Source organism: Microbacterium sp. I2 (genome assembly GCF_051364985.1).
In the GTDB taxonomy this organism is placed as follows: domain Bacteria; phylum Actinomycetota; class Actinomycetes; order Actinomycetales; family Microbacteriaceae; genus Microbacterium.
The window spans coordinates 209,398-226,310 of sequence record NZ_JBLWIH010000010.1 but is presented as its reverse complement, the minus strand read 5'-3'; the positions used below and the strand labels follow the sequence as shown (position 1 = coordinate 226,310).

16 protein-coding genes are annotated in these 16,913 nt (G+C 69.8%); 6 read left to right on the top strand and 10 right to left on the bottom strand.

Going from position 1 to position 16,913, the window contains the following annotated elements; translation table 11 throughout:
* Positions 1-42: 42 nt before the first annotated feature.
* From dprA to ACLKM7_RS10195, 8 genes are all read right to left on the bottom strand, one after another.
* Positions 43-1,230: a DNA-processing protein DprA gene (gene dprA, locus ACLKM7_RS10230; protein ID WP_436447083.1), complete on the bottom strand. Its 1,188-nt coding sequence runs from the start codon at positions 1,228-1,230 to the stop codon at positions 43-45.
* Complete coding sequence (locus tag ACLKM7_RS10225) at positions 1,227-2,753, bottom strand: YifB family Mg chelatase-like AAA ATPase (RefSeq protein WP_436447082.1); 1,527 nt, start codon at positions 2,751-2,753, stop codon at positions 1,227-1,229. The genes dprA and ACLKM7_RS10225 overlap by 4 nt, the downstream gene beginning before the upstream one ends.
* Positions 2,750-3,118: a YraN family protein gene (locus ACLKM7_RS10220; protein ID WP_436447081.1), complete on the bottom strand. Its 369-nt coding sequence runs from the start codon at positions 3,116-3,118 to the stop codon at positions 2,750-2,752. Before ACLKM7_RS10220 ends, ACLKM7_RS10225 begins: the two co-directional genes overlap by 4 nt.
* Positions 3,119-3,243: 125 nt before the next feature.
* Positions 3,244-3,567, bottom strand: a complete 324-nt coding sequence (locus ACLKM7_RS10215; protein WP_168914128.1) for a DUF2469 family protein — start codon at positions 3,565-3,567, stop codon at positions 3,244-3,246.
* 62 nt (positions 3,568-3,629) lie between these two features.
* Positions 3,630-4,289 (bottom strand): ribonuclease HII, encoded by a 660-nt coding sequence (locus ACLKM7_RS10210; RefSeq protein WP_436447080.1) that lies wholly within the window; start codon positions 4,287-4,289, stop codon positions 3,630-3,632.
* A complete protein-coding gene (lepB, locus tag ACLKM7_RS10205) occupies positions 4,286-5,059 on the bottom strand; it encodes a signal peptidase I (RefSeq protein WP_436447079.1) in 774 nt (257 codons plus the stop codon). Before lepB ends, ACLKM7_RS10210 begins: the two co-directional genes overlap by 4 nt.
* Before the next feature lie 164 nt (positions 5,060-5,223).
* Positions 5,224-5,571 (bottom strand): 50S ribosomal protein L19, encoded by a 348-nt coding sequence (gene rplS, locus ACLKM7_RS10200; protein WP_168914131.1) that lies wholly within the window; start codon positions 5,569-5,571, stop codon positions 5,224-5,226.
* A gap of 170 nt (positions 5,572-5,741) precedes the next feature.
* A complete protein-coding gene (locus tag ACLKM7_RS10195; protein WP_436447078.1) occupies positions 5,742-6,236 on the bottom strand; it encodes an MFS transporter permease in 495 nt (164 codons plus the stop codon).
* 119 nt (positions 6,237-6,355) lie between these two features.
* Between ACLKM7_RS10195 and map the strand changes: the two genes are divergently transcribed.
* A complete protein-coding gene (gene map / locus ACLKM7_RS10190; protein WP_436447077.1) occupies positions 6,356-7,138 on the top strand; it encodes a type I methionyl aminopeptidase in 783 nt (260 codons plus the stop codon).
* Between the two features lie 45 nt (positions 7,139-7,183).
* On the opposite strand, the gene glgX is transcribed toward map, so the two are convergent.
* Positions 7,184-9,385: a glycogen debranching protein GlgX gene (gene glgX, locus ACLKM7_RS10185; RefSeq protein ID WP_436447227.1), complete on the bottom strand. Its 2,202-nt coding sequence runs from the start codon at positions 9,383-9,385 to the stop codon at positions 7,184-7,186.
* Between the two features lie 284 nt (positions 9,386-9,669).
* Between glgX and nirB the strand changes: the two genes are divergently transcribed.
* Genes nirB through ACLKM7_RS10165 form a run of 4 tightly spaced genes read left to right on the top strand, consistent with a single transcriptional unit; the run spans position 9,670 to position 14,571 of the window.
* Complete coding sequence (nirB, locus tag ACLKM7_RS10180; RefSeq protein WP_436447076.1) at positions 9,670-12,249, top strand: nitrite reductase large subunit NirB; 2,580 nt, start codon at positions 9,670-9,672, stop codon at positions 12,247-12,249.
* Positions 12,246-12,629, top strand: a complete 384-nt coding sequence (gene nirD, locus ACLKM7_RS10175) for a nitrite reductase small subunit NirD (RefSeq protein WP_436447075.1) — start codon at positions 12,246-12,248, stop codon at positions 12,627-12,629. Before nirB ends, nirD begins: the two co-directional genes overlap by 4 nt.
* Positions 12,626-13,402, top strand: a complete 777-nt coding sequence (gene cobA, locus ACLKM7_RS10170) for a uroporphyrinogen-III C-methyltransferase (RefSeq protein WP_436447074.1) — start codon at positions 12,626-12,628, stop codon at positions 13,400-13,402. Before nirD ends, cobA begins: the two co-directional genes overlap by 4 nt.
* On the top strand, positions 13,399-14,571 hold the full coding sequence (locus ACLKM7_RS10165; protein WP_436447073.1) for a uroporphyrinogen-III synthase: 1,173 nt from the start codon (positions 13,399-13,401) through the stop codon (positions 14,569-14,571). Before cobA ends, ACLKM7_RS10165 begins: the two co-directional genes overlap by 4 nt.
* 3 nt (positions 14,572-14,574) lie before the next feature.
* Here the strand turns inward: ACLKM7_RS10165 and trmD are convergent, their stop codons facing one another.
* Positions 14,575-15,258 (bottom strand): tRNA (guanosine(37)-N1)-methyltransferase TrmD, encoded by a 684-nt coding sequence (gene trmD / locus ACLKM7_RS10160; protein WP_436447072.1) that lies wholly within the window; start codon positions 15,256-15,258, stop codon positions 14,575-14,577.
* 183 nt (positions 15,259-15,441) lie between these two features.
* On the opposite strand from trmD, the gene ACLKM7_RS10155 reads away from it, so the two are divergent.
* Positions 15,442-16,869, top strand: a complete 1,428-nt coding sequence (locus ACLKM7_RS10155) for an MFS transporter (protein ID WP_436447071.1) — start codon at positions 15,442-15,444, stop codon at positions 16,867-16,869.
* The last annotated feature ends 44 nt before the right edge of the window (positions 16,870-16,913 follow it).

Here is a 16,913-nt window from a genome sequence, read left to right as displayed (position 1 = left end):
GCTTGCTCTGCCGGCACGCTCTGCCCGCGGCGACTCTCCGCGTCAATTCGTGCGGACGGCCGTTCGCCAGCCCTCCGCCGACCGCGTGGCGGCACCCTCGAGCTGCAGCAGCCCGAGCAGCGCCTCGGTATCCTCCACCGCCAGCCCGGCACGCCTGGCCACATCGGTCGCCGCACGCCAGGTTCGGCTGCTCAGCGCATCGTGCACGCGCGTGGCGGCGTCGGTCGCACGTCGGCCGTCGTCGGGTACGGCCGCGCCCGCTGTGAATCCGAGCATCTCGCGCACGTCCTGCGCACTCGTGATGCACGCCGCGCCGAACTCGCGCAGCAGGCGGTGCGTTCCGGCCGACGTCGCGGACGTGATCGGACCGGGCACCGCGCCGAGCTGCCGGCAGAGCGCGGCGGCATGACCGGCGGTGTTCAGTGAGCCGCTGCGCCAGCCCGCCTCGACGACGACGGTCGCATCGGCGACCGCTGCGATGAGACGGTTGCGCTGCAGGAACCGCCATTTGGTCGGCGCCGATCCGCACGGGACTTCGCTCAGCACGGCGCCTGTCGCCGCGACATCGTCGATGAGGCGCGTGTGACCCGCGGGGTATGCGCGCTCCGCGCCGCCCGCGAGCAGAGCGATGGTCAGCCCGCCCACTGCCAGCGCGGCGCGGTGCGCCGCGCCATCGATGCCGTACGCCCCTCCCGAGACGACGGGTATGCCCCCGCCGGCGAGATCGGCAGCGAGCTCCATCGCAACGTGATCGCCGTAGGATGACGCGGCTCGCGCGCCCACCAGCGCGACCGACGGGCGCAGCCGCGTCAGGGCGGCCGCATCGCCCCGCACCCACAGGCACAGCGGCGCATGGACATCGAGATCGTCCAGCTGCGTCGGCCAGGTCGCATCACGGGCCGTCACGAGCGAGACGCCGCGCGCGGACGCGACGCGCAGCGCGTCGGCGACGTCCCGGGCGGACAGACGCGGGAGCCAGCGCTTGCGCGCGTCGGTGCGCTCACGCTCGGTCAGCTCCGGCAGGGGCGCGTCCTCGACCATCGCGCGCAGGGCCGCCGCGGCACCCCGGGCGGTGACCACACGGTGCGCGACGGAATCACCGGGCTCGGTCAGGTGGCACCAGACCACCGTGGCATAGCGATCGGCAGCGGTGGTGGCGTCGCCCGGAGGCTCCTCGAACAACGACAGCGCGCTCCGCGCCGCTTCCGGGGAGCAGTCGAACGTGGTCACAGGGCGATTCCCTTCTTGAGGTAGAGAGCGCGTCCGATGTGGTCCACCCCGAGCTGCGCGCGGCCCTCGAGATCGGCGAGCGACCAGGCGACGCGGAGAACGCGATCGAATCCGCGCAGCGTCAGGGCGCCGCGGTGCAGCGCCGCGTCGAGCGGCCGCCGGACGGTGGGAGACGGCGCGGCCGGCCCTTCCCGAAGCCATGTGCCCGGTACCTCCGCGTTCACCCGCCAGGGCGTGCCCGCCAATCGCGCGGCGGCCCGTTCCCGCGCTTCGGCGACGCGATGGCGCGCCGCAGCCGTGGAGACTTGCGACGAAGGGGCGGATCGATGGGCGACCGACACGCGCGAGAGGGTGAGTTCGATGTCCATGCGGTCCAGCAGCGGACCCGACAGCCTGCCGAGGTAACGACGGATCGCCGCGGGCGGACACGTGCACGTTCCGCCTCGGATGCCGTAGTCCCCGCACGGGCATGGATTGGTCGCGAGGACGAGCTGGAATCGGGCCGGATACCGGGCGCTCGTGCCGGAGCGGTGGATCGTGATCGCCCCGGTCTCGAGAGGCTGACGCAGCGCGTCCAGCGCGCTGGCCTGGAACTCGCCTGCCTCGTCGAGGAACAGCACGCCCTCCGATGCCCGCGCGATCGCACCCGGTCGCAGCACCCTCGAGCCGCCACCCACCAGCGCTGCCACGCTGGCGCTGTGGTGCGGCGCCTCGAACGGCGGCGTTCGAGAGAGCTCGACGACGCGCGCGCCGGTGAGGCTGCGGATCGACGCGCTCATCAGCGCGGCTCGGTCATCCAGTTCGGGCAGGATGCCGGGCAGCCGGCTGGCCAGCATGGTCTTGCCCGCGCCGGGTGGTCCGCACATGAGGAGGTGATGGCCTCCGGCGGCCGCGACGACGAGCGCCTCGACGGCGTCGGGCTGGCCGATCACGTCGGCGAGGTCCAGCTGCTCCGCCGGCGGCGCGTCGTCGTCGGGCAGGGCCACGGGCGCCTCGTCGCGTACGTCGACGTCACCGCCGTGCCACGCGACGACCTCCCCCAGGTTGGTCGCGGCGAGCACCTCGATGTCGTCGACGAGGCGAGCCTCAGGACCGTTGGCATGCGGCACCACGACGCGACGATGACCGTCACGCCGCGCCGCGACCACGGCGGGCAGGACGCCGGGGACCGGGCGCAGCCGCCCGTCCAGGCCCAGCTCGCCCAGGTGAACGGTCGAGGCCACGGACGCGGCATCCATCGGCGTCTCTGTCGCGAGCGAAGCCACCGCGATCGCGACGTCGAAGCCGGACCCCTGCTTGGGCAGGCTCGCGGGCGAGAGGTTCACGGTCAGCCGGCGGCGCGGCAGCGGCGTCGCGCTGTTCGCGCACGCGTTGTGTACGCGCTGGACGGCCTCGTTGAGCGCCTTGTCGGGCAGCCCGATGATCCGGAAGTCGGGTTGCTGGTTCGACAGATCCGCCTCGACCTCGACGCACTCTCCTTCGGCACCCACCAGGGCGACCGCCCACGTGCGTGCGACGCTCACGGCACCTCCACGTCGACGAGGTGCTCCAGGCGTGCGTTCGCCGGCTCAGCGCCGATCAGGCCGACGGCGTCGATGCGGAGCCGGCGGCCCTGGACCTGATCGCGGTGCGCCACGGCCCATGCGACGGCCAGCCGCCAAAGTCGTGCCCGCTTCCTGGCGTCGAGCGCCTCGAACGGGTGACCGTACGCCTCGTCCCGCCGCGTCTTGACCTCGACGACGACCACGGTGGAGGCATCCGCCGCCACGACGTCGATCTCGCCCGCCGGGCACCGCCAGTTGCGGTCGAGGATCTCGAAACCCAGCTCCTCGAGGTAGCGCGCGGCACGATCCTCGCCCGCACGCCCGAGCACGTCCTTGTCTGCCATGACACGAAGCGTCGCGCGTCAGGGTACGCGCCCGGACGACGGAAGGCGGGATCCGTTCACTCTTCGCGAAGACGCCGCCGAACCGCGCGCCTGTGGAGGAACCGGCGACCCGGCCCGCACCGGGCTCAGGTGTCGAGCGAGAGCTCTTCGGGGAGGTGGAAGTCGCGACGCGTCAGCTCTTCGACGTTGACGTCCTTGAACGTGAGCACCCGCACGGACTTCACGAAGCGGTCTGCGCGGTAGATGTCCCACACCCACACATCGGACATCGAGATCTCGAAGTAGAAGTCGTGCTCGGTGTCGCGGCGCACGACGTTGACCTCGTTCGCGAGGTAGAACCGCCGCTCGGTCTCGATCACGTACTGGAACTGCGAGACGACGTCGCGGTACTCGCGGTACAGCGCGAGCTCGAGCTCACGGTCGTAGTCTTCGAAGACGTCGTCATCCATGGTGGTTCCATCCTATGGGCGCGGACGGCCCCGCGACCCCCGGGTCCGCGCCTGGCGAACGGTCAGAACAGCGTCGGCGCGTCCGCGATCGACCACGAGGCGCGGTGATGGGCGCTGATGCCGTGCTCGCGGATCGCTTGACGATGGTCGGGAGAGGCGTATCCCTTGTTGCGCGCCCAGTTGTAGGCGGGCAGTTGGTCGTGCAGCTCGGTCATGAGGGCGTCGCGCGCGACCTTGGCGATGACGGATGCTGCCGCGGCCGAGGCGCAGTCGCGGTCGGCCTTGATCACCGGCCTCACGTTGAGATCCCAGCCGCCGGCGGGAGTGATGTAGTCGTAATTGCCGTCGAGGATGACGATCGCATCCTGCGGCACCACGCCGTGCGCCCGAAGGTCGGCCAGCGCACGAAGCGAGGCCAGGCCCAGCGCCCGCATGATGCCGATCTCGTCGATCTCGGCAGAACTGGCCCAGCCGACGGCGCTCGCACTCACCCACGACGCGGCGCGGGCCGCGACATCCGCCCGCCGCATCTCGGGAACGAGCTTGGAGTCCCGCAGCCCCTGTGGGACCCGCTTGCGGGAGCGCGGCGCGTCGATCACCGCGGCGCCGACGGCGACCGGGCCAGCCAGCGCGCCGCGGCCGACCTCGTCGCACGCGATGACGAGCGCATGCTCGCGCAGGAGCCTGCGCTCGAGCGTGAGTCGCGGCTCGGCCACGGTCATGGCGCGGTCTCCTCCTGGGGCACACCGGAGAAGACGTCGTGGTGGAAATCGAGCAGGCCGAACCTGTCGAGGGGCCACGTCACGAGGAACGCCCGGCCCACCACGTTCTCCATCGGCACGAAGCCCTTGCCGGGCTGATCGGTGTTGTAGCGGGAGTCCTTGGAGCTGTAGCGGTTGTCGCCCAGCACCCACAGGCTCTCCTCCGGCACGACGACGTCGAAGGGGTCGCGGGACGCGGCCGATTCACCGGAGGGGACCTGGATGTAGGCGCTCTCGTCGATCGGCACGCCGTTGACCGTGATCTGGCCGATGGCGTTGCAGCACACGACGTGATCGCCCGGCATCCCGATGATGCGCTTCACGAGGTGGTCGTCGCTGTCGGGAGCCGCGAGACCGACCAACGACAACACCCATTCCACTGCTTCGACGACGGGCGGGCGAGCTGCCTCGGTGCTCGGCGGGAGCCAGCCGCCCGGATCCTGGAAGACGACGATGTCGCCGCGCTCGTAGGCGCCGAACCGGGGTGTGATCTCGTCGACGAGGATCCGGTCGTCGACGTGCAGCGTCTCTTCCATCGAGCCGGACGGGATGTAGAACGAGCGCACCAGGAAGGTCTTGACCAGGAACGACACCAGGACCGCGATCAGGATGATCACGATGACGTCCCGGAGGAAGACGATCCACCCTCGCCGGCGGGGCTGGGTCGTCGCCTGCGCTCCCTGTCCCGGAACGGGCGCCGGTTCGGCGGGGGCCGACTTCTCGGTGGTCATGCAGGTTCCTTCACCGGGCGCGCCGTGGGTCGACGAGCCTGAAACAAGGGTCGCACATTCCCGGCCCGCGCGACGCCCGCGACGACGCACGACGGGAGCGATCGGGTGACGGCGGAAACGACGAAGCCCCGGACCTCAGGGTCCGGGGCTTCGCGGGAAGTGCGTCAGTTGTCGCGCTTCTCCTTGATCTTGGCCTTCTTGCCGCGAAGGTTGCGGAGGTAGTAGAGCTTCGCGCGGCGCACGTCACCGCGCGTGACGACCTCGATGTGGTCGATGACCGGAGAGTGCACCGGGAAGGTGCGCTCCACGCCGACCTGGAAGCTGATCTTGCGGACCGTGAAGGTCTCGCGCACACCGTCGCCCGAGCGGCCGAGGACGACGCCCTGGAACACCTGGATACGCGAACGGTTGCCTTCGGTGATGTTGACGTGCACCTTCACGGTGTCGCCGGGACCGAACTTGGGGATGTCGGAGCGGAGCGAAGCCGCATCGACGGCGTCGAGGATCTGCATGATCGTCTCTCTCTGCGGCCGCCACAGGTCGACCGCGGGATGAAGGAAAAAGGATGTCGTGTGCCCGATGCCATCCACGCAGAGGCGGATGGACTGGTTCCCCTGAGGCAGAGCCTGTCAGGGCACAAAGATCTATTCTGCCATGGATGGCGCACCCGGCCAAAACATGGTCAGGGCGTCGGTGGCGACTGCCTCTCGGTGACGATGTACACGTCCCGTTCGGCCGGCTCGGCCTGCTCGGCCGGCGGCGGGAGGAAGGCGGCGCCCGTGGATGTGTGCATCACCAGCCGCGACGGGCGGGCCTCGCTCCACAGCTGCCACAGAGCGAGCCAGAACAGCGCCACTCCGACGAGGATCGCGACCACCATCACCGGAGCCCACCAGTTCTGGGCGAAGAAGCCGAGGGAGATGACCAGGGCGTGCCACACGGTGAACCCCAGCACGTCCCACCACGACACCGCTCGATGGGCGCGCACCGTGCCGCGGGCACGTACCAGAAGCGTCAGCAGGAGCTGCCATACGAAGACGCCGGGGATGGCGAGGAAGAGCACCCACAGGAACGCCCAGCCGCCGGCGTTGAAGATCGCCCACCCCACGAGCAGCCACAGCGGCAGAACGAAGGCGGCGGGAATGAGCCAGCCGAAGAACGCACGACGCACCCACATGCCCTTGATCGTACGCCTGTCGCGCCGCTCGGGCGTCCGTGCGGAGGCGGCGCGGAGCATCCTCACAGCCCGCCGTCCTCTCGTCCGACAGAATAGAGGGGACCGAGAGGACTCCCCCGATGATCGAGTTGCGCACGCCTGCCGAGATCGAGGCCATGCGCCCCGCGGGGCGGTTCGTCGCCGAGACGCTCGCGACGCTGCGCGACGAGACGAAGGTGGGCACGAACCTGCTCGCGATCGACCGGCGCGCGCATGAGCTGATCCGCCGCGCCGGTGCGGAGTCGTGCTACATCGACTATCACCCGTCCTTCGGCGCCCGGCCGTTCGGCAAGGTCATCTGCACCTCCATCAACGACGCCGTGCTCCACGGGCTGCCCTTCGACTACGCACTGCGCGACGGCGATCTCGTGACGCTCGACTTCGCGGTCTCGATCGACGGCTGGGTCGCCGACTCGGCGGTCTCGTTCGTCGTCGGAACTGCGCGCGACGAGGATCTCGCGCTCATCGACACCACCCAGCGGGCGCTGGATGCCGCGATCGCGACCGCGACGACCACCCACCGCATCGGCGACATCTCGGCGGCGATCGCCGAGGTCGCCCACGCCGACGGCTACTCGATCAACACCGACTTCGGCGGCCACGGCGTCGGGCGCGTGATGCACGGGGATCCGCACGTGCCCAACGACGGCAAGCCAGGGCGCGGATATCCGCTGCGCGCGGGACTCGTGGTCGCCCTCGAGCCGTGGTTCCTGCGGACGACGGACGAGCTCATCACCGATCCGGACGGGTGGACCCTGCGCTCAGCCGATGGTTCACGGGGAGCTCACTCCGAGCACACCGTCGCCGTGACCGACGACGGACCGATCGTGCTGACTGACCGGTCGTGGCTCGGCGTGGACTGAGCCGAGCGAGGCCCCTGCGCGACGCGCGGTCTGCGTAGCCCGCTGTCAGGTCCGCACCTGAGCCGAGGGGGCGTGCGCCGGCGCGCGCTGCGCCGCAAGTGCGGCGAGGGACGCCGCGACCGAGTGGTCGGGTTCGGCCGCCCGGCGCGGATGCTCGCTCAGCACGATGGTGGACTTCGCCTCGAGCCGCACCACGTCGCCCGGCTTGACGGGCTGCGAGTCCGCGCGCTCACCGGACGTGTCGACCACGACCTCCCAATCGGGGCTGTGCTCCACCACCGGGATGTGGAAATCGATGATGTCGTCGCCCGCGTTGAACAGCACGATGAAATGGCGGTCGCGGATGGCCTCGCCTCGCCGATCGCGTTCGCTGATCCCCGCGCCGTTGAGGAAGACGCCGATCGCCCTCCCGAAACCCGAGTCCCAGTCCTCCGGCCGCATCAGCGTGCCGTCAGGGCGCAGCCACGCGATGTCGGGCAGGGCGTCCCCCGTCTCGCGCACCGGCCGGCCCTCGAAGAACCGGCGGCGGCGGAACGTCGGGTGGTCGCGCCGCAGTCGGGCCAGCGCGGCCGTGAACTCCAGCAGTGGACGATCGGCGGCATCCCAATCCATCCACGTCGTCTCGTTGTCCTGCGCGTAGCCGTTGTTGTTCCCGCCCTGCGTGCGGCCGATCTCGTCTCCGTGCAGGAGCATGGGCACGCCCTGAGACAGCAGCAGAGTGGTGAGGAAGTTGCGCTGCTGGCGGGCGCGCAGCGTGAGCACGGCCGGGTCGTCCGTCGATCCTTCGACACCGAAGTTGTACGACCGGTTGTCGTCCGCGCCGTCTCTGCCCTCCTCCCCGTTCGCGTCGTTGTGCTTGTCGTTGTGCGAAACGAGGTCGCGCAGGGTGAAGCCGTCATGGGCGGTGACGAAGTTGACGGATGCCACCGGCCGGCGTCCGGAGTGCTCGTACAGGTCGGCCGACCCCGTCAGCCGCGAGGCGAACTCGCCGAGCGCTTGAGGCTCGCCCCGCCAGAAGTCACGGACCGTGTCGCGGTACTTGCCGTTCCACTCGGTCCATTGCGGAGGGAAGTTGCCGACCTGGTAGCCGCCGGGACCGACATCCCACGGTTCGGCGATGAGCTTGACCTGCGAGACCACCGGATCCTGCTGCACGAGCTCGAAGAACGCCGACAGGCGATCCACGTCGTAGAACTCGCGCGCCAGCGCGGAGGCCAGGTCGAACCGGAAGCCGTCCACGTGCATGTCGAGCACCCAGTAGCGCAGCGAGTCCATGATCAGCTGCAGCGAGTGCGGGTTGCGCACGTTGAGGCTGTTCCCCGTGCCCGTGTAGTCGGTGTAGAAGCGCCGGTCGTCCTCGTCGAGCTTGTAGTACGCCGCGTTGTCGATGCCGCGCATCGACAGCGTCGGACCGAGGTGGTTGCCTTCGGCGGTGTGGTTGTAGACGACATCGAGGATCACCTCGATCCCCGCGGCGTGCAGGGCCCGGACCATGCCCTTGAACTCCTGCACCTGCTGCCCGCGTTCTCCGGTGGCGGCGTACCGGTTGTGCGGTGCGAAGAACGAGATCGTGTTGTAGCCCCAGTAGTTGGACAGGCCCTTCTCTGCCAAGACCGCGTCGTCGACGAACTGATGGACCGGCATCAGCTCGATCGCCGTCACCCCCACCGTGAGGAGGTGGTCGATGATCGCGGGGTGGGCGAGGGCGCTGTACGTCCCGCGCATGTCATCGGGAATCGCGGGATGCCGTTGCGTGAGGCCGCGCACGTGGGCTTCGTAGATCAGCGTCTCGGAGTACGGGGTGTCGGGTCTGCGGTCGCCCGCCCAGTCGAAGTACGGATTGACCACGACCCCCTTCATCATGTCGGCCGCCGAATCCTCGTCGTTGCGGGAGTCGGGCTCGCCGAACGTGTAGCCGTAGACCGGCTGGCCCCACGCGATCCGACCCTCCACCGCCTTCGCATACGGGTCGAGCAGCAGTTTGGCCGGATTGAACCGCAGCCCGTTCGCGGGATCGAAGGGTCCGTGGACGCGGTATCCGTAGCGCTGGCCGGGCTGGATGTTCGGCACGTACGCGTGCCAGACGAACGCGTCGACCTCGACGACGTCGATCCGGGTCTCGATGCCTTGCTCGTCGAAGAGACACAGCTCCACGCGCTCAGCACCCTCGCTGAACAGGGCGAAGTTGGTGCCGCTTCCGTCGAATGTGGCCCCCAGCGGGTAGGCCGATCCTGGCCAGGTCTGCATCGCCATCCCCCGTGTCTGGTGCGCGTCTTTCCTGTCCGCAACCCTACCGACGCGGACTGCCCCAGCTGCGGCATCCGTCCTCACATCCGGTTACTCGGCGCTGTGAGCGAAACGTTCGCTCGAGGTAACCGCAGTCCGCCGGGTGAGGAAACACCCGACCCCTAACGTCGCTGTCACCGAGAGACCCCCGTCGATCAGGAGATGCCATGGACCACCCCGACCGCGTCAAGAGCCGGAAACATGGTGCTGACGCCCCGGCAACATCCCCGGCGTACCGTGACGGCATGCGCTCCACCCCTGCCCTCGGCACGCACGTCGTGGTGGTGGGCGCGGGCATGGTCGCGCACCGCTTCGTCGAGAGCCTGCTCAGCCGGGCGGATGAGCAATGGCGCGTGACCCTCATCGGCGAGGAGGACCGGCACCCCTACGATCGCGTGGGCCTCACGAGCTTCTTCGCCGGCGCCTCGACCGACGATCTGACGCTCGACCGTGACGTTCTCGACGACGAGCGCCTGCGGTTCCTCCGCGGCGACGCCGTCGCGCGCATCGACCGAGCGGCTCGGCGGGTCACGACCCGCAGCGGCGTGAGTCTGTCGTACGACCGGCTCGTCCTCGCCACGGGCTCCTACGCCGCTCGCCTGGCGGTCGACGGGTTCGGGCTCGAGGGCTGCTTCGTCTATCGCACCCTGGACGATGTCGAGAAGCTCGAAGCTTTCGTGGAACGCCGGTCGGCCGAACTCGGGCGGCCGCTCACGGGCACCGTCATCGGTGCCGGGCTTCTCGGCCTGGAGGCCGCCGGCGCGCTGCAGGGACTCGACGTCGAGTGCACCGTCGTGCAGTCCTCCGATCGGCTCATGTCGGCGCAGCTCGACCTGGCCGGAGGAAACGCGCTGCGCAGGCTGATCGAGTCGCGCGGCATCACGGTCAAGACCGAGACCATCACCACGCGGCTCGACCCCGACCAGTCGGGGCAGGTGACGGGCCTGGAGTTCCGCGACGGCAGCTACGCGCGCACCGATGTCGTCGTCTTCACAGTCGGAGTGCGCCCGCGCGACGAACTCGCTCGCGCCGCCGAACTGGATGTCCATCCGCGCGGCGGCGTGCTCATCGACGAAGGGTGCCAGACATCGGATCCACGCGTGCTCGCGATCGGCGAGGTCGCCAACTACGACGGCATGTGCGTCGGCCTCGTGGCTCCCGGGTATGCGATGGCAGAAGTCGCCGCCACGCGCCTGCTCGGCGGGGACGCCGCGTTCCCCGGCTATGACCTGTCGACGAAGCTCAAGCTCTCGGGCGTCGACGTGGCGAGCTTCGGCGACGCTTTCGCCGAGACCCCCGGCGCCCTCGATGTCACCTACGCCGACCCTGTGGCAGGCGTGTACAAGAAGCTCGTCCTCTCGGACGACGCGAAGACCCTGCTCGGGGGCATCCTCGTGGGCGACGCGTCGGCGTACGGATCGCTGCGGCCGCTCGTCGGCGGCGCGCTCGGGGGGGACCCCGCGGCGTACCTGATGCCCGAGGGCGGCGTCGCCGCGCCGAGCGGCGAACTGCCCGATGAAGCCCTCGTCTGCTCGTGCAACAGCGTCACCGCGGGAACGATCCGCCACGCCGTGCATGAAGAAGGCTGCACGGACGTCGCGTCCGTCAAGGCCTGCACGAAGGCGGGCGCCGCCTGCGGCTCGTGCGTGATGATGGTGAAGAAGATCGTCGGAAGCGAGCTCGCGAAGTCCGGGGCGGCGCTCAGCAACGCGCTGTGCGAGCACTTCGACATGTCACGACGCCAGCTGTTCGACGCGGTCCGGGTCTCAGGCCTCTCGACCTTCAGCAGCGTGATCGAGCGCTTCGGCACGGGGCGCGGCTGCGACATCTGCAAGCCGGCGCTGGCCAGCATCCTCGCGACGCTCGTCGGCCGGCACGTGCTCGACGGTGAGAACGCGACGCTCCAGGACACCAACGACCACGTCATGGCCAACCTGCAGAAGGACGGCAGCTATTCGGTGGTCCCGCGCATCCCGGGCGGCGAGATCACCCCGGAGGGACTGCTCGTCATCGGCCAGGTGGCCAAGGACTTCGGCCTGTACACGAAGATCACCGGCGGCCAGCGCATCGACATGTTCGGCGCACGCCTGGAGCAGCTGCCCGAGATCTGGAAGCAGCTCGTCGACGCCGGATTCGAGTCGGGACACGCGTACGGCAAGTCGCTGCGCACGGTGAAGTCGTGTGTCGGATCGACATGGTGCCGCTACGGCGTGCAGGACTCCGTGGGCATGGCGGTTCAGCTCGAGCTGCGCTACCGGGGCCTGCGCTCGCCGCACAAGATCAAGCTGGGCGTCTCGGGCTGTGCGCGCGAATGCGCCGAAGCACGCGGAAAGGACGTCGGCGTCATCGCCACGGAGGCCGGCTGGAACATGTACGTCGGCGGCAACGGCGGCTTCACGCCGCGCCACGCCGTGCTGCTCGCCGAGGGGCTGAGCGACGCCGAGCTCCTCACCGCGATCGACCGGTTCCTGATGTACTACATCTTCACCGCGGACAGGCTGCAGCGCACAGCGCCGTGGTTCGAAGATCTCGACGGCGGGATCGAGGGTCTGCGCGCGGTCATCTTCGACGACAGTCTGGGGATCTGCGCCGACCTCGATGCCGCCATGGCCGGTCATGTCGACGCGTACCAGGACGAGTGGAAGGCGACGCTGGAGGATCCCGAGAAGCTCCGCCGGTTCGCGTCCTTCGTCAATGCGCCGCGGACGCCCGATCCTTCCCTCGCCTACACCGCGGAGCGAGGACAGCCCCGCCCCGCCACAGAGCAGGAACGTGCGGATGCCGGAGTCCTCATCGCCGGCACGACCCTGGAGGTGCGCAGATGACGCTCGTCGACCCGCAGACGGACGAGACCGTGACGCCACCCGGCTGGGTCCGGGTGTGTGCGATCGGGGATCTCGAGGTCGAGCGAGGGCGCGCCGCCCTCCTCGGCGGTACGCAGATCGCCCTCTTCCTGCTCGCGAGCGGCCGCGTGCACGCCGTGTCGAACTTCGACCCCTACAGCCGCGCGAACGTGATCTCGCGCGGCATCGTCGGGACCAGGCAGGATGCCCCGACCGTGGCCTCGCCGATGTTCAAGCAGGTCTTCGACCTTCGCACCGGCGCGTGCCTGGACACGCAGGGCAAGGAGCCGATGGCACTCCATGTGTGGCCCGTCGCGCTGGAGGACGGGAACGTCCTGGTGCGTTGGGAGGGCGACCGGTGAACCCGGCGGCGATCGGACGTGTGGACCTGGTCGGTGGCGGCCCCGGCCCGATCGACCTCATGACGCTGCGCGCGTGGCGGCTGCTCATGCGTGCGGACGTGGTCGTGATGGATCGGCTCGGCCCCACGGACGTGCGAGCGCACCTCGCTGCGAGTGTGGAAGTGATCGACGTCGGCAAGCTCCCGGGCCACCACCCGGTCCCGCAGGAGGAGATCAACGCGATCCTCGTCGACCGGGCCAGGGCCGGCAAGCGCGTGGTGCGTCTGAAGGGCGGCGACCCCTTCGTCTTCGGGCGCGGCGGCGAGGAGCTGACGGCGTGCGTGGCCGCGGGCATCCCTGTCGACGTCGTACCCGGCATCACGAGTGCCGTCGCCGTGCCGGAGGCGGCCGGGATCCCCGTGACGCACCGGGGCGTGGCATCCGCGGTCCACATCGTCAACGGCCAGTCCGAGATGACGCCCGCCACCCTGACGGCGCTGGGCGACGACGGCGTGACCACTGTCATCCTCATGGGCGTCGGCGCACTGCCCCGCCTGGTCTCGGACGCGCTGCGTGCGGGCGTCCCCGCCGATCGGCCGGTCGCGATCGTCGAGCGCGGGCATCACACCGACCAGCGCACCACGCGGACGAGCCTCGGCGCCGTGGTACTCGAGGCCGGCCGCATCGGCGTGCGCAACCCCGCCGTCATCGTCGTGGGTGAGGTGGCACGCACCGGAATGCTCCTTCCCGACCTGCTCGCCGCCGGTTCGAGGTCAGGCGGCACATCGCTGTGAACGCTCCACCCGGTACCGCATCGCCGGACCCGGCCCGTCCCGTCCTGTCGGCTGCGCTCGACGGCTGCGTCATCGTGATCGCTGTCGATCGACGCTCGCTCGAACTGGCCGCCGCGCTCGAGAGGCACGGCGCGCAGGTGCGTCACGCGCCGGCGCTGACGATCATCCCGCACATCGACGACGACGCGCTCGTCGCGGCGACCCGTGCGCTCATCGCGCATCCCCCGGACGTCGTCGTGGCCACCACCGGCGTCGGCTTCCGCGGCTGGATGGAGGCCGCCGACGAGGCCGGGCTCCTGGACGCTCTGCACGCGGCGCTCTCCGGGGCGCAGATCGTCGCCCGCGGACCCAAGGCGCGCGGCGCGATCCAGCAGGCCGGGCTGACAGCCGACTGGGTCGCCGAGTCCGAGACCTCGACCGAACTGGGCGAGTACCTCCTGGCCGAGGGCGTCGCGGGCCGCCGCGTGGCGGTGCAGCACCATGGTTCCGGGGCCGACGGGCTCGATGACCTGTTCGAGCACCACGGTGCAGATGTGGTCAGTCTCACGGTGTATCGATGGGGCCCGCCCCCGGATGCCGCGGCCGTGTCGCGCTCCGTCGTGGCTTGTGCGCAGGGAGAGGTGGACGCCGTGCTGTTCACCTCCGCCCCCGGTGCCGCCGAGTGGCTCGCAGCAGCCGCGCGCGAAGGCGCCCAGGATGCCGTCGTCGATCTGGCCGGGCGCGGACGCCTGCTCATGGCCGCCGTCGGGCCGATCACGGCGGGACCCCTGCGGGATATCGGGATCGATCCGCTCGTCGCCGAACGCGGACGGCTGGGCTCGCTCGTGCGCGCGGTGGTGACGCACTTCGGCGGCGGACACGTGGCGTCCCTCCCCACCGTCGGTGGGCGTCTCGAGCTGCGCAGCGGCGGGGTCGTCCTGGACGGACGTCACATGCCGCTCTCGCGCACGGGAATCGAGATCTTCGCGACGCTGTTCGACGCCGGCGGCGGCGTGGTCTCCCGTCAGCGGCTGCAGAGCGCGCTCCCGCGTTCGGGCGAGAACACCCACGCGGTGGAGATGGCCGTCGCCCGCCTGCGCGAAGCGCTCGGAGTGCCCGACCTGATCAAGACGGTTGTCAAGCGCGGGTACCGGCTCAACGTGCTCGATCCCGCCGAGGCGTCCGCGTGAGGCTCAGTCCTCGGCCAGCAGATCAGGGCGATGTGTTCGCGTGCGCGCGATGCTCTGCTCGCGTCGCCACGCGGCGATCGCGCCGTGGTTGCCGCTGAGCAGGACCGGAGGCACCTCCAGTCCGCGCCACTGGGCGGGCTTCGTGTAGCTCGGGTACTCCAGCAGTCCGAGCTCGTGCGATTCCTCCACGAGGCTCTCGGGATTGCCCACGACGCCGGGGATCAGGCGCGATACCGCTTCGATGACGGCCATCGCCGCCACCTCTCCCCCGTTGAGCACATAGTCACCGAGGCTCACGAGCCGGACCCGCCCCCGGGCCGCGTAATGGTCGACGACCCGCTGGTCGATCCCCTCGTATCGACCGCATGCGAACACGAGGTGTTTCTCTTGCGCCAGCTCGCGCGCCATGGACTGTGAGAAGACCTCTCCGGCGGGAGACGGGACGAGCAGCACGGCATCTTCGCTGAGCACGGCGTCCAGGGCTTCGCCCCACGGCTCGGGCTTCATGACCATGCCGGCGCCGCCGCCGTATGGCGTGTCGTCGACCGTGCGGTGGCGATCGTGGGTCCACTCCCGCAGGTCGTGCACGTGCATGTCGAGAATTCCGCGGTCACGAGCCTTGCCGATGAGCGAGACGCCCAGTACGTCGAAGAACGTCGGGAAGATCGTGACGATGTCGACGCGCATGCCATCGACACTACAACCGCCGGATCGAGGCATCCGTCGTCGTGTTTCCGACGTGTGTCGCGGTGTCAACCGAGGCGTGCCGCCGCCCGTGATGGAGAAGTGACCGAGAAGTAACCGGACCCGGCATCGGCCCGAAACACCCCCTTCATAGCGTGAGGTCATACTCACCAACGAGGAGGCGTCATGACCACGACCGTCACTCCGTCCACGACGGATGCTCCGCACCGCACCACCGGCACCGGCACCGCCGTCGTCGAGCTCACACGCCGCCCGGGTCGCTGGATCGACGGGTGGAATCCGGAGGACTCCGCATTCTGGAAGGCAGAGGGCCGCGCGATCGCGCGCCGCAACCTCGGATGGTCGATCTTCGCCGAGTTCCTCGGGTTCATCATCTGGCAGCTGTGGAGCATCGTCGTGGTGATGCTGCCCGCCGCCGGCTTCCAGCTGACCAGCTCGGAGGCCTTCTGGCTCATCTCACTGCCGAGCCTCGTGGGAGCAACGCTACGCTTTCCGTACACGTTCATGGTCGCCGTCTTCGGCGGCCGCAACTGGACGATCGTGTCGGCCGGTCTGCTGCTGATCCCGGCGGTGCTGCTCGGGATCGTGGTGTCCAACCCTGAGACTCCGTTCGGCGTGCTTCTGCTGGTCGCGGCCCTCGGCGGGGTGGGCGGCGGCAACTTCGCCAGCTCGATGGCCAACATCACCTACTTCTTCCCGCAGAAGGAGAAGGGCTGGGCGCTCGGGCTCAACGCGGCAGGCGGCAACCTCGGTACGTCGGTCGCCCAGTTCGCCGTCCCCATCGCGGTGACCGTCGGCGCGGCCGCGACCCTGAACATCGCGCTGGCCGGCTGGATGTGGATCCCCCTCATCCTGGTGGCGATGTGGGGCGCGTGGCGGTACATGGACAACCTGTCCTCGGCCAAGGCCGACTTCGCCGGCTCGGCGGCGGCGCTGCGCGAACCTCACCTGTGGCTCATGGCGCTGCTGTACATCGGCACGTTCGGCTCCTTCATCGGTTTCGCGAGCGTGTTCCCCAAGCTGATCGCCGACCAGTTCCCTGACTTCTCCACGTTCCAGATCGGACAGGCGGCGATCTCGCTGGCGTTCCTCGGCGCGCTCATCGGCTCGCTCGCCCGACCCTACGGCGGACGACTCGCGGACCGCTTCGGCGGCGCCCGGGTCACCGTCGGCGCTTTCGCGGTCATGGCCCTCGGCGCACTCGGGCTCATCTGGACCCTGCCGCTGCAGAGCTTCTGGGTCTTCCTCGCGTGCTTCCTCGTCCTGTTCGCCGCCACCGGCATGGGCAACGGCTCGACGTACCGCATGATCCCGAGCATCTTCGCCGCCCGCGGCATCGCGAAGGGCGTCGTGCCGGGCACGCCGGAGGCGCTCGGGGTGCAGCGCAAGGCGGCGGCCGCGCTCGGACTCATCTCTGCGATCGGCGCGTACGGCGGCTTCCTCATCCCCCAGGTGCTGAACGCATCCCAGCTGGCGACCGGCGGCTACACCGCGGCCTTCATCGGCTTCGTCGCGGGCTACGTCGCCCTGCTGGTGATGACCGTGCTGGTCTACGTCATCCCGCGTGCCTCACTTGCGAAGCAGCGCATCTGAACGATCGGGATGAAGACAAGAGCGGATGCCTCGGTTCGAGGCAT